Source organism: Streptomyces sp. NPDC054883, from assembly GCF_053610645.1.
In genome coordinates this window covers 12,378-24,416 of record NZ_JBSGYT010000025.1, presented here as the reverse complement: position 1 = coordinate 24,416, position 12,039 = coordinate 12,378, and the positions used below count along the sequence as shown (strand labels likewise).

At 73.5% G+C, this 12,039-nt stretch carries 12 protein-coding genes; 6 read left to right on the top strand and 6 right to left on the bottom strand.

Annotated features, from left to right (window positions below; translation table 11 throughout):
- Nucleotides 1-4: 4 nt before the first annotated feature.
- Nucleotides 5-286, bottom strand: coding sequence for a hypothetical protein (locus ACWGH1_RS19540; RefSeq protein ID WP_453357860.1), 282 nt, complete (start codon nucleotides 284-286; stop codon nucleotides 5-7).
- Between the two features lie 21 nt (nucleotides 287-307).
- Between ACWGH1_RS19540 and ACWGH1_RS19535 the strand changes: the two genes are divergently transcribed.
- Nucleotides 308-1,660, top strand: a complete 1,353-nt coding sequence (locus ACWGH1_RS19535) for a carboxyl transferase domain-containing protein (protein WP_453408851.1) — start codon at nucleotides 308-310, stop codon at nucleotides 1,658-1,660.
- Nucleotides 1,661-1,746: 86 nt separating this feature from the next.
- Nucleotides 1,747-2,130 carry a hypothetical protein gene (locus ACWGH1_RS19530; protein ID WP_453357228.1) on the top strand — a complete coding sequence of 128 codons (384 nt, stop codon included), beginning with the start codon at nucleotides 1,747-1,749 and terminating at the stop codon, nucleotides 2,128-2,130.
- 26 nt (nucleotides 2,131-2,156) lie between these two features.
- Here ACWGH1_RS19530 and ACWGH1_RS19525 read toward each other — a convergent pair whose 3' ends face one another.
- Nucleotides 2,157-3,419 (bottom strand): MFS transporter, encoded by a 1,263-nt coding sequence (locus ACWGH1_RS19525; RefSeq protein WP_453357227.1) that lies wholly within the window; start codon nucleotides 3,417-3,419, stop codon nucleotides 2,157-2,159.
- A gap of 215 nt (nucleotides 3,420-3,634) precedes the next feature.
- On the opposite strand from ACWGH1_RS19525, the gene ACWGH1_RS19520 reads away from it, so the two are divergent.
- Together ACWGH1_RS19520 and ACWGH1_RS19515 are read left to right on the top strand one after the other, a co-directional pair.
- Nucleotides 3,635-4,801, top strand: a complete 1,167-nt coding sequence (locus ACWGH1_RS19520) for a carboxylate-amine ligase (RefSeq protein ID WP_453354341.1) — start codon at nucleotides 3,635-3,637, stop codon at nucleotides 4,799-4,801.
- 92 nt (nucleotides 4,802-4,893) lie between these two features.
- Nucleotides 4,894-6,516: an MFS transporter gene (locus ACWGH1_RS19515; protein ID WP_453354340.1), complete on the top strand. Its 1,623-nt coding sequence runs from the start codon at nucleotides 4,894-4,896 to the stop codon at nucleotides 6,514-6,516.
- A 739-nt stretch (nucleotides 6,517-7,255) separates the two neighbouring features.
- On the opposite strand, the gene ACWGH1_RS19510 is transcribed toward ACWGH1_RS19515, so the two are convergent.
- From ACWGH1_RS19510 to ACWGH1_RS19500, 3 genes are all read right to left on the bottom strand, one after another.
- A complete protein-coding gene (locus ACWGH1_RS19510) occupies nucleotides 7,256-7,942 on the bottom strand; it encodes a GAP family protein (RefSeq protein WP_453354339.1) in 687 nt (228 codons plus the stop codon).
- A gap of 70 nt (nucleotides 7,943-8,012) precedes the next feature.
- Complete coding sequence (locus ACWGH1_RS19505; protein ID WP_453354338.1) at nucleotides 8,013-8,426, bottom strand: SHOCT domain-containing protein; 414 nt, start codon at nucleotides 8,424-8,426, stop codon at nucleotides 8,013-8,015.
- A 220-nt stretch (nucleotides 8,427-8,646) separates the two neighbouring features.
- Entirely contained in the window at nucleotides 8,647-8,925 is a 279-nt protein-coding gene (locus tag ACWGH1_RS19500; RefSeq protein WP_453354337.1) for a hypothetical protein, read from the bottom strand.
- A gap of 601 nt (nucleotides 8,926-9,526) precedes the next feature.
- Here ACWGH1_RS19500 and ACWGH1_RS19495 point away from each other — a divergent pair.
- The gene (locus ACWGH1_RS19495) at nucleotides 9,527-10,645 is read left to right on the top strand and encodes a sensor histidine kinase (RefSeq protein WP_453354336.1); all 1,119 of its coding nucleotides are present in this window, start codon (nucleotides 9,527-9,529) and stop codon (nucleotides 10,643-10,645) included.
- Here ACWGH1_RS19495 and ACWGH1_RS19490 read toward each other — a convergent pair.
- The gene (locus ACWGH1_RS19490) at nucleotides 10,620-11,318 is read right to left on the bottom strand and encodes a response regulator (RefSeq protein ID WP_453354335.1); all 699 of its coding nucleotides are present in this window, start codon (nucleotides 11,316-11,318) and stop codon (nucleotides 10,620-10,622) included. The genes ACWGH1_RS19495 and ACWGH1_RS19490 overlap by 26 nt on opposite strands.
- A gap of 270 nt (nucleotides 11,319-11,588) precedes the next feature.
- Between ACWGH1_RS19490 and ACWGH1_RS19485 the strand changes: the two genes are divergently transcribed.
- Nucleotides 11,589-11,969 (top strand): helix-turn-helix domain-containing protein, encoded by a 381-nt coding sequence (locus tag ACWGH1_RS19485; protein ID WP_453354334.1) that lies wholly within the window; start codon nucleotides 11,589-11,591, stop codon nucleotides 11,967-11,969.
- Nucleotides 11,970-12,039: the final 70 nt, after the last annotated feature.

Below are 12,039 nucleotides of genomic sequence, written 5' to 3'. Positions count from 1 at the left end.
CCCGCTACCCGGTGGGGTTCGCGGCCCGGAGCGCGATCCGGGTACTGGACTGGGCCGCCCCCGCCTCCAGTTTGAGGCGGCGGAGCAACGCGTCGAGGGCGGCGGCGTCGCCTCCCTCCTGTGGCAGCAACTGCTGGTCGCGGTCGGCTTCTTCGCCGCCGCCCTGATCTACGCCGCCGTCCGCGTCTGGACGTTCCGCCCCGGCTACGGCCTGGTCGCCGGCTACGCCCTCGAGATCGCGTTCCCGCTCCCGTGAACCGCCCCACACACCGGCCCGCGGCGCCACCGGCCGCCCTAAGGTGGCCCCGTGACCACGACCCGCCTGTCGGCCCGCGCGGCCATCGCCTCCCTCGCCGACCCCGGCAGCTTCGCCGAACTCGACGTTCCAGAGCGGGAGTCGGCCCCCGACGGGCCGCTGGCCTGGGCCGGCTACGACGGCTCCCGCGCCCGGGCGTCCGCCGCCACCGGTGAGCGGGAGTCCGTCGTCGTCGGCGCCGCGCGCATCGGCGGCCACGAAGCCGTCCTCGTCTCCTTCGAGTTCGGCTTCCTGGGGGGTTCGCTGGGCCTGCGGACCGGGGACCGGCTGGAGGCCGCCTACCGGTACGCGCGCGAGCACCGGCTCCCCCTGGTCTCCCTCGTCGCCACCGGCGGCTCCCGGATGCAGGAGGGGATGCTGGCGCTGTCCCAACTCCACCGGGTGGCCGCCCAGTCCGCCCTCACCCGGGCCGCCGGGCTCCCCCAGATCGCCGTCCTGCGCGACCCCACCACCGGCGGCGGCTGGGCCACCCTCGGGGCGGGGGCCGATGTCGTGCTCGCCCTCCCGGGCGCCCAGGTCGGCTTCGCCGGGTCCCGGGTGCGCCCGCCGGACGCGGACCCCGAGGCCTACACCGCCGAGGGACAGTACGCGGCCGGGCACGTCGACGCCGTCGTGCCCGGCCCGGAGCTCGCCCGGACCGTGACCGACTGGCTCCGGCTGCTGGCCGCGCCCCGCCCGGCCGGACCCGTCGAGCCCCCGGCCGCGCTGGCCGACGTGGCGGCGCCCGCGACGGGGTGGGACGCCGTCCGGCAGGCCCGCCACCCGGACCGCCCGCGCGCCGGGGCGTACCTGGACGCGTACTTCGGGCTCCGCCTGCCCCTGCACGGAGACCGGGCGGGCGGCACCGACCCCGGGATGCTGTGCGGATTCGGCCTGCGGGAGGGGCGGGCGGTCGCGTACGTCGCCCAGTGCGGCACGGCCACCCTGCCGGCCGGCTACCGTACGGCGGCCCGCGTGATCCGCCTCGCGGACCGGCTCGGGATCCCGGTGCTCACCCTGGTCGACACCCCGGGCGCGGCGAACGACGCCGCCGCCGAACGGGCCGGGGCCGGGGCGGCCATCGCGGACGCCTTCGCGGCGGTGGCGTCGGCGACCGTCCCGGTGACCACGCTCCTGATCGGCGAGGGGGGCTCGGGCGGCGCCCTCGCGCTGGCCGCGCCGGGGAACACCTGGGTCACCCCGGACAGCTACTTCTCGGTCATCGCCCCGGAACTGGCGGCGGCCATCCTCAAACGCCCCGCCTCCGAGGCCCCCGCCACGGCCTGCCAGCTCCACGTCCGCCCGCACGACCTGGTCGCCCTCGGCGTCGCCCGGGGCGTGGTGGCCCCGCGGGCGGGCGCATGACCGGCAGCCCCCGCGGAGCGGGCCCGTACCGCTTCCGGTAGTGCCCGCCGGACTCCCCCGGCGGTGCCCCGAGCCCGGAGCCGTCCATGTCGCGTACCGCCCACCACATCCGTTCCCGCCGTCGCGCCGGCCACCCGGCGAAGGCGCTCTGCGTGCTCGTGCTCGTGCACGGCCTCCGCTACAGCGCCCGCTGCCGCACCGAAGCGGCCCGCGGCGGCCACCGTCCCCGACCGCGGGCCGTACGCCGGCGCGGCGTCGCCCGCCGCCTGCCACGCGTCCTGCGCGACCGTTCCGTCCACCACTGGGCCGCGCAGGAGGAACGCCGTGCGCGGCAGCGGCTGCGCGCGGACACCCGTACGCTGCTCCGGCTCACGGACCGCGGCCCCGGCCGGCGGCTCGACCTGTCCCGGGCCGAGGAGGCGGACACCGCGCCGGCCCGCCACCGCCGCGCCGCGCTCCGGCTCGCCTGAGCAGTACGGCGCACGTGTACCGGCGGTCAGGCCTGCGGGTTCCGCGCGTCGTACCGGGCGAACCCGCGCCAGCGCGCCGCCAGCAGGCCCAGCACCAGCACGCACCCGAGGCCGCCGCCCGTTATCGCGACGGCCGGGGAGGTGAGGTCGGCGGTGGTCCCGGCGAGGAAGTCCCCGAGCCGGGGGCCGCCCGCGACGACCACGATGAAGACGCCCTGGAGGCGGCCGCGCATCTCGTCCGGGGTCGCGGCCTGCATCATCGTCGAGCGGAACACCATGGAGATGGTGTCGGCGCAGCCGGCCAGGGCCAGGAAGAACAGCCCGAGCCACAGGTTCCGGGTGACGCCGAAGACGGCGACGGCCAGGCCCCAGGCCGCCACCGAGAGCAGGATCGCCAGCCCGTGCCGGCGGATCCGGCCCTGCCAGCCGGAGAACAGCCCGCCCAGCAGCGCCCCGACGGCCGGCGCCGCCACCAGCAGGCCGACGGTCTTGGCGTCGCCGCCGTACCAGAGCACGGCGATCGCCGGGAACAGCGCCTTCGGCTGGGCCAGCACCATGGCGGCCATGTCGGAGAAGAAGGTCATCCGGATGTTCGGCCGGGTACCGAGGAAGCGCAGCCCGTCCAGCACCGACGCCCGGCCCCGCTTGCCGTCCGTCCGGTCGGGCAGCATGGCCGGGAGCCGCCACATGGCGTAGAGGGCGGCGCAGAAGGTGACGGCGTCGATCAGGTAGGCGGACTGGTAGCCCCACCAGCCGACGGCGAGTCCGCCGAGCACCGGGCCGATCATCGTCCCGGAGGTCATCGTCACCGAGTTCAGCGCATTGGCGGCGGGCAGCTGCCCGGCCGGCAGCAGCCGCGGGATCATGGCCGACCGGGCGGGCCCGTTCAGGGCGCCGCACACCGCCTGGAGCGCGACGACCGTGTACAGCAGCCAGACCCGGTGGTAGCCGAGCAGCGCGGCGCCGGCGAGTGCGATCGACAGGGCCGTCAGGCCGAGGGAGCTGTACAGGCCGAGCTTGCGCCGGTCCGCGGTGTCGGCGATGGCCCCGCCGTAGAGCCCGAAGGCGACGAGCGGGACGAGCGAGAAGAGTCCGACCAGGCCGACGGAGAAGCTGGAGCTGGTGATGTCGTAGACCTGGAGCGAGATGGCGAGGGCGGTCATCGCCTGGCCCATCCAGGAGATGGTGCCGCCGATCCACAGCCGCCGGTAGTCCGAGGAGGTGCGCAGCGGGGTCAGGTCGGCGAATATGCGCCGCGGGGGCCGGGTGGGGGTGCTCGTAGCGGTCACAGCGGATGATAACCGGCGGCCCGCCGAGCGGGCGGGCCCGAGTGGTGCGGGTGCGCGCACCCGCACCAGTCGCCCCTCCCTGATCCGCGGCCCCAGGCCGGTCCGGTCCTTGCCGGTAACCCGCCACCGTCGCGGGACATTTGACCGAATCGGCGTGCGCTCCCCGCCTGGTGTTCAGCTCATGATGAAAAGACTCGTATGTCCAGGGAGGCGTAGTGATCGAACCTGGCAACAGCACCACGAGCACCGGAAGCGCGGACGACGGAGTCCACGCGGTCCCCCTCAAGGCCCCGCTGACCGTCGGTGTCGAGGAGGAGTTCCTCCTCGTCGACGCCCGCACTTTCCGGGTGGTCCCGGCCGCCCCGCTCGTCCTGGCCACCGCCGCGGGCCTGCCCCACGAAGTGCACCCCGAGGGCACCCGCTACCAGGTGGAGATCTCCACCCCGGTCGCCGATTCGGCGCCCGTGCTGCGCGAGGAGCTGGCCACCCTGCGGCGCACCCTCGCCCGGGCGGCCCGAGCCCACGGCTGCCGGCTGCTGGCCGCCCCCTCGCCGGTCGTGGCGGTGGAGGGGCCGCTGCACCTGACCGACGACGAGCCGCGCCAGCGCGAGCAGCACCGCCGGTTCGGCGCGCTCACCGACACCCTGGTCAGCTGCGGCCGCCACATCCACATCGGCACCTTCGACGTGGACACGGCGGTGGCGGTGTCGAACCGGGTCAGACCGTGGCTGCCCACGCTGATCGCGCTGGCCGCCAATTCGCCGTTCTGGGGCGGCCGGGACACGGGCCACGCCAGCTGGCGGGCGATGGCCTGGTCGGGCTGGCCCTCGGCGGGCCTGCCTCCGCACTTCACGTCCACCGCGCACTTCCGGCGCTCGGTGCAGACCCTGCTCGGCTCCGGGGCGGCCCTGGACACCAAGATGGTCTACTGGGACCTCCGGCCGTCCGGACACTGGCCGACGCTCGAGATCCGGGCGCCCGACATGTCGCCGGACATCGACACGGCGATCCTCCAGGCCGAGCTGGTGCGCGCCCTGGTGGCCACCGTCCTGCGGGACATCGCGGAGCAGCGCCCCGAACCGGCGCTGCGGGACGACGTACTGCGCCTCGCGCGCTGGCGGGCGGCCCACGACGGGCTGGAGGGCTTCGGCCTCGACCCGTACACGGGCGCGGAACTCCCGGCGGCGGACCTGGCGGAGGCCCTGCTGGACCTGGTCGCCCCGGAGCTGGCGGCGTCGGGCGAGCTCGACCACGCGGCCAAGACCCTGGGCGGCCTCTTGCGCGACGGCTCGGGCGCCCACCGCCAACGCGCGGCGTTCGCCCGGCGCCAGGACCTGAACGACGTACTGCGCCACTTGGCGGACGAAACGGAGAACTTCTAGGCGTCCTTCTGTGCACGGCGGGCCGCCCCCGTCCGGTTGACTGCCGGGCGGGTCGGCCCTGCGCCGCGCCGGGCGGCTGGGAGCATGCGTCCATGTCATCACGGTCAGGCACGGCGCAGGGTTCGGCGACGGCGCGACTCGTCCTGCTCGCGCTCGCGTCCGGCCAGTTCCTGATGGCGCTCGACAGCTCCGTCATGAACGTCTCCATCGCCACGGTGGCCGAGGACGTGGGCACGACGGTGACGGGCATCCAGGGCGCGATCACCGCGTACACCCTGGTCATGGCGATGTTCATGATCCCCGGCGGCAAGGTCGGCGCGTTGATCGGCCGCAAACGCTCGTTCATGATCGGCTGCTGCATCTACGGGGCCGGCTCCCTCACCACGTCACTCGCACCGAACCTTCCCGTACTGCTGCTGGGCTGGGCGTTCTTGGAGGGGGTCGGAGCGGCGCTCATCCTGCCCGCGATCGTGGCCCTGGTCGCCGGCAACTTCGCCGTCGAACGCCGCCCCGCCGCTTACGGGCTCGTCGTGGCGGCGGGTGCCGTGGCGATCGCGGTGGGGCCGCTCATCGGCGGCGTCGCGACGACGTACTTCTCCTGGCGGTGGGTCTTCGCGGGAGAGGTCCTGGTGGTGCTCGGCATCCTCCTGCTGGCGCGCCGCATCGCGGACGCCCCGCCCGGTGAACGCCGGAGCATCGACTTCGTGGGCGCCGTCCTCTCCGCCCTCGGACTCGGGATCTTCGTCTACGGCGTCCTCCGGTCCGACGAGTGGGGCTGGTTCCAGCCCAAACCCGGCACGCCCTCGTGGCTCGGGATCTCCCTCACGACGTGGCTGATGCTGGCGGGCCTGCTGCTGCTCTGGCTCTTCCTCCGCTGGGAAGCCCGGGTCGTCGGGCGGAGCGGGGATCCACTCGTCGATCCCGGCATGCTGCGCAACGAGCAGCTCTCCGGCGGCCTGACGATGTTCTTCTTCCAGTACCTCGTGCAGATGGGCGTGTTCTTCGTCGTCCCCCTCTACCTGTCCGTCGCCCTGGGCCTGTCGGCACTGCAAACCGGAGCCCGCCTCCTGCCGCTCTCTGTGGCCCTGCTCGCCGCCGCCACCCTGATCCCGCGCTTCCTCCCGGACGTCTCGCCGCGGCGCGTGGTGCGGCTCGGGATCATCGCGCTGCTCGCGGGGTCGGTGGTCCTGATGGCCGCGCTCGACGCGGACGCCGGCGCGGAGATCGTCACCGTCCCGCTCCTGCTGATCGGGCTCGGCATGGGTGCCCTGGCGTCCCAGCTCGGGTCGGTCACCGTCTCCGCGGTACCGCAGGAGCAGAGTGCGGACGTCGGTGGCGTACAGAACGCCGTCACCAACCTCGGTGCCTCGATCGGTACGGCACTCGCCGGATCGATCATGATTGCCGCGCTCACGTCCTCCTTCCTGACCAGCGTCGAGGCGAATCCGGCGGTCCCGGACAGCGTCACGAGCCAGGCGACCGTCCAGCTCCAGAGCGGCGCCCCGTTCCTGTCCGACGCCCAGCTCGAAACCGCGCTCGGCAACGCCGGCGTGAGTGCGGAGGTGTCCCGGGCGGCACTGGACGCCAACGCCGAAGCCCGGCTCGACGGCCTGCGCGCGGCGCTCGCCGTCCTGGCCTTCGCCGCGCTCATCGCCCTGTTCTTCACCCAGCGGATCCCCTCGGTCCAGCCGCGCTCGGCGGAGCCGCAGCCGTAGTGGTGCCCGCGCCCGGCGTACGGCGCGGGGGTGCGGGGCCCGGCGCGGCATGGTGCCCCGGGAGCCCCGTAGGCCGGCCGCGATGGCCGACGCCCGCGACGGGGCGGGGCGGTCAACGCCGACGACCACCGCCCCTGCTTCGACGTCGGCCCCCTGCACTGCGACAAGGCCGACTACCTCGCCCCCCGCTACGCCCCCGGTTACCCCCGCACCCGGGACGAGGCCACCACCGAGCTGCTGGCCTGCGTACGTACCGCCGTCGCCGCTTCCGGCGCGCGGTCGCCGCCGCCGACGGCCTCGTGGACGCCGACGGCAGGGTGCGCGCCGACCAGAGCGACCTGTCTTCCCCTGCACGTGGGACGAGAGGCCCGGGCGGCCCAAGTGCGCGGTCCTCGAACAGCCCGGCCGCGGCCGGCACCCGCTGGGGGACCCGGCGGACCTCGCCACCGGCTGCTACCCCGACTTGGGTTCCACCGGCGTCAAACCCGCCGACTGCGACGGCCGCGTCTCCCACAACCGGGCCCTCAACAAGGACACCCGCGTCGGCCCGGTCGCGGACGGGCGACAACTTCCGGCACGCGGCGGCGGCCGGAGCGACCGCCGAGATCACCCGCCAGTGGAACGCCTTCGGGGCGGAGCGGCTCGCGCGCTACCCCGATCACCTGCGCGGCGCCCGGATGGTCTGCGCGCTCGTCCACGACGACCCGGCGGCCGCCCGCCGCTGACGTCCCGGCAGGAGTCAGGCGGTGAGCTGGTAGAGGGTCCGGCCCACGATCCACAGCCCGAGCACCAGGCACGTGACGACGATCGCCGGGTCCTTGTGGCTGTCCAGCCATGCGCGCAGGTCCGCCAGGGCCACCTCGGCCCGCCGCGGCGCGAACACCATGTAGAGCTCCATGGCCAGCAGGCTGGAGCTGGCCAGGACGCAGAAGCCCAGGAGCGCCAGGTACGAGGCGGCGTGGGAGAGGTCGGCTTCGACCACGGTGGTGGCGGCCAGGCCGACCATGCCCCAAGGCTGGAGGAGCACGGCGAGCGAGGCCGCGGACCACACCGTGGCCTCGTCCGTCCTGGAGGTGATCGGGGTCTCGGAGGCCGCCGGATCCGGCTGCCCGTCCGCCGGGCTGTCGAGGGCCTCAGCCGTACGCCGCCGGCGCCGCCTGCGTTCGCTGTACACGATCAGCCCCAGCCCCAAGGCCAGTTTGGCCGCGAGTACGGCGGTGGAGGGCGGGGAGCGCGGCGGGGGCGGCTGCCCGTCGGTGAGGAGCAGGACGACGGCGATGACGGCCAGCAGGCAGGCGAGCCAGGCGAGGATGAACGCCAGTCCCTTCCACACTCCGCGGGGGGCCGACACGACCAGGACGAAGGCCAGGATCGGCAGCGGGTACAGCGTGATGACCAGGCCGATGAAGAGCAGGTCGAGCACCATGGCGACGCACCTTCAGCTCGGCACTGCTGCCGTACCCACTGCCGTACCCGTTGCCGCCTCCCGGCTCCGCTTATCCCGCGAGGACCTTCGCCTTGGCCTGCTCGAACTCGGCGGCCGTGATGTCGCCCCGGTTCTTGAGCTCGGCGAGCCGGGCGAGTTCCTCCGCCTGGCTGCCGGTGCCGACGCTCTGCTTGACGTAGCTGCGGAAATCGTCCTCGGCGCGCTGGGCCCGCGCCAGCTCCCGTTCGCCCATGCCGCGCCCGCGGGCGATCAGGTACACGAACACGCCCAGGAAGGGCAGCAGGATCACGAAGATGGTCCACCCCGCCTTGCCCCAGCCGCCCAGCCCGTCGTCGCGGAAGATGTCGCCGATGATGCGGAAGAGCAGCATGAACCAGAGGACCCAGAGGAAGATCATCATCATGGTCCAGAACATGTTCAGCAGCGGGTAGTCCACCGCCAGGTTCACCATCGACTCGTTCATGGCCCGTCTCCTACTCTGCCGTGGGCACAGACATCGATCGCGGCGTCAGGCCGCTTGACGGACGGCGGGCGGCGAAACCCGGTCCCGGCCGGCCGAGGATGTCACCGACCGCACCTGACGGCAGTTTCATGGTCAACCCATCCCACGGTGATCGCCACGCGGGCGGCCCCGGCCACCCGAGGACGGCCGGCGCGGCGCGGCGTCGGATGCGAGGGCGTTCTCACACGGGTCCGGCGTGCCGCGCAGGGTCCTGGCGAACCAGTGCCCGTACCGGTACCCCCAGCAAGGGGGCGGAAGCTCCGTGGAACAGGATGCCCAGGCCCACGGCCTCGGTCACGGCGACGGCGTCACCGAGCAGGGTCCCCCCGGGCAGGTGCTCTTCGAAGGCGAGCAGGCCGAACACCAGGGAGGCCGGCCCGCGAGGACCGAACCAGCCGATGTAGGCCACGGGGGCGGGGCACCGACCGGTCCCGAGCAGCGCGAGGGCGACCGGCAGCATCCCGACGACGGTCAGGCCGGCCGGAACGCCGGCGCCTCGTAGGCAACGCCGCTGTGCGCGATCGCCTTGTCGAGCATCAGGGCGGGTGGGGGACGTCGGCCCGCCCGTGCTCTCGGTCCTGATGCCGATCCTGGGCGAGGTCACCGCCGTGCTCAACCACCCGCGGCCCCTCCGACGTGGTCCAGCCGGCCCTGCGGCACGCCTCCGGCGCGGCCGGCACCGCCGTGCTCAGCCCGGGCGCGCCGCGCGCGGCGGCCGGGGTAGGGGCTGGAACTGCGCGGAGCCGGGGGTGTCTGCGCACTGCCCGACTGGAGCGACGTACCGGGCGCCTACGGCCGGCCCTCGACGCGCTGCCCACCCGCCGCCCGCACGAGCGTCCCGGATCCGCGCGGCGCGGAGTTCAGGGCCCGGCTGACGGAGATACTGGCGGAGGTGGAAGCCCAGCTTCCGGAGTGACCCCCGGGCTCGCTGCCACCGTCTCTTCGAGCGAGGGCTTCCTGGGGGCGCAGTATCATTTCAGCGTCCTGATTCGCCATGCGTGTCGGACCTCTGACACGTACTCCGGAGATCGGCGAAGCCGCGGACAAAGGTGCTCCCAACCTTGAAAGCAAGTCCTGCCCGGATGCGATGGGCCTGTCTGATCACGCCGGTGCTGCTCGGGGTGGTGGACGCCCTCCTCGTGCACGGGAGGGACGTCGGGCTCGGGCTGGGTGTGGCTCTCGGGGCGGCCGTCGCGCTGGTGGCGCGCAGGCGGTTGCCCGTGCCGGTGTTCCTCGCCACGCTGCCCGGTCTGTACCTCGGCTACGTGTGGCTCGCGCCTCTGATCGCGCTGTACACGGTGGCCTCGACGCGGAGACGGCCCTGGCTGCTGGCGGCGGCCGGCGCTCTGTTCGCCGTCGCGCACTTCCTTCCGTATCCGGTCGCCGATCTCGCCGGGCACTCCCCCCGGGAGATCGCGCTCGCCGCGACCGACGCCTGCACCGCGGTGGCCGTGCCGCTGGCGCTCGGGCTGCTCGCCCGTACCCGCCGTGAGCTGATCGAGAACCTGGCGGTGCTGCACGGCAGCCGGGCCGGTGAGCGCCGGCTGCTCGCCGACCAGGTGCTGGCCGCCGAGCGGGCACGGCTCGCCAGGGAGATGCACGACGTGGTGGCCCATCAGGTCGGCCTGATCAGCATGCAGGCAGGGGCCCTGCACCTCACCACGGACGACCCGCAGGTCGGGGAGCGTGCCCGGACCATACGGGAGCTGTCCGCGCGCACCCTGGACGAACTGCGGCACATGGTCGGAGTGCTGCGCGAGGCCGACGGCGGATCCACCGGCCCCGCACCGCGCCCGCGTCTGGAGGACGTGTCCCGGATGATCGGCCAATCGGGACTCGACGTCGCCTACCGCAACGACATCCCCGAGGACGCCCGCCTCTCCACGGGCGTCGAGCGGACCGCCTACCGGACCGTGCAGGAAGCGCTGACGAACGCGCGTCGGTACGCGCCAGCCGCGCACGTGGATGTCCTACTCGCTCTGGAGGGGGACGGAGGAGCCCTGCGGGTCGAGGTGCGCAACGGGCCCTCCGCACCGAGCGAGGTGCCGCAGTGCGGGACCGGAGGCGGACACGGGCTGGTGGGGCTGAAGGAGCGGGTGCACGACGTGGGCGGCACCCTGGAGGCGCACCCCACGAGCGACCGGGGCTTCCTGGTCAGTGCGCTGCTTCCACTGGGCTGACGGCCGACCGCTCCGGCCGGCGGGCGGAGCGGTGCTCCAGCAGACCCTCCTGGTGGCTGATCGCGGCGATCGCAATGCGGCTCGGCGCGTTGAACTTCCTCTTGAGGGCGCCGACGTGCGTCTTGACCGTCGTCATGCCCACGCCCAGCCGCTCGGCCATCTCCGAGTTGGTCAGTCCCGCCGAGAGGAGCGCCAGGACTTCGCGCTCCCGGCCGGTGAGCCGGCCCCGCAGCTTCGCCGGGACCGGCGCGGACAGCGGCGCGTTGACGCGAACACTCATCACGGAGCGGCTCTGCGGCGGCACGTAGACGACGCCGCCGCCGGCGAGGATGCGAACGCAGTCGATGAGGAGGCGCGGCTCGGTGTCCTTGAGGAGGTACCCGCAGGCTCCGAACCGCACTGCGGCATCGAGGTATTCGTCGGAGCCCAGCAGGGTCAGCATGGCGACCGGGGGCGGCTCGGGCAGTGCCCGCAGCGCGGCCAGTACGGAGAACCCGTCCCCGCCGGGCATGTTGACGTCCAGCAGCACGACATCGGGTGCGGTGCTGCGGGTGAGCCCTACCGCCTCGGGGCCGTCGCAGACCACCGTCTCGATGTCCGGAGCGGAGCCGAGGACGGCCTGCAGCGCAACCCGTACCAGCTCCTCGTCGTCAACCAGCAGCACGCGGACCATGAGTTCCGTCCCCCCGTCGGCGACCGACCTCAAGTCGTAGAACCGATGTCATCCTGAGGTCGGAGCTCGGCGACCGAGCGTCGGGTCAGCATTGAACTTGATCATTATGCCGCCTTCACAGGCGCCTCCGCGGCAACGGGCCCGACCAGCCCGGACCCTTCGGATCGAGCGTGCAGGCGGCAGGGAGCGTCCGGTGGAGCGGTGTGCCGCGAGCTCGGCCCGATGGCCACCGACGCTCCCTACGGGGTTCATTGCACAGGGAGAGTCATCTTGAGGCACGTCATGGGGGACGGGCGGCACTGCGAAGCGGATGCCACCGGGCCGGACACCAGGCCGTTCGGCCAGGAGTGCCGATGTCTGGGCGGAGTGCCCGCCATCACCGAGGACTTCGTCCCGGCACTGGCCGAACTCACGCCGCGGGAGAGGGAAGTACTGAGCAGACTGGCTCTCTGCGACACCAACCGGGCCATAGCCCGAAGTCTGCACATCACCGAACGGACGGCCAAAGCACACCTGTCGCGCATCATGGCGAAGCTCGGCACGGGGTCGCGGACGGAGAGCGCGATCGTCGCCCTGCGCTACCACGACGTGCTGTGCCACCCGCTCGGATCTGCCGCTGTGTACCAAGGTCCACTATCGGCCATGGCGTGATTCGGGAAATGCTTGACGGTATCGGCTGGTGCATCGGCCGGTGCACCAGCCGATGCACCCCTTTCACTGC

Bases quoted from the DNA above. Each gene is read 5' to 3' on its own strand.
- ACWGH1_RS19490 (WP_453354335.1), bottom strand. From the start codon at position 11,318: ATGGTCCGCGTGCTGCTGGTTGACGACGAGGAGCTGGTACGGGTTGCG.
- ACWGH1_RS19505 (WP_453354338.1), bottom strand. From the start codon at position 8,426: ATGAACGAGTCGATGGTGAACCTGGCGGTGGACTACCCGCTGCTGAAC.
- ACWGH1_RS19530 (WP_453357228.1), top strand. From the start codon at position 1,747: ATGTCGCGTACCGCCCACCACATCCGTTCCCGCCGTCGCGCCGGCCAC.
- ACWGH1_RS19515 (WP_453354340.1), top strand. From the start codon at position 4,894: ATGTCATCACGGTCAGGCACGGCGCAGGGTTCGGCGACGGCGCGACTC.
- ACWGH1_RS19500 (WP_453354337.1), bottom strand. From the start codon at position 8,925: ATGCTGCCGGTCGCCCTCGCGCTGCTCGGGACCGGTCGGTGCCCCGCC.
- ACWGH1_RS19510 (WP_453354339.1), bottom strand. From the start codon at position 7,942: ATGGTGCTCGACCTGCTCTTCATCGGCCTGGTCATCACGCTGTACCCG.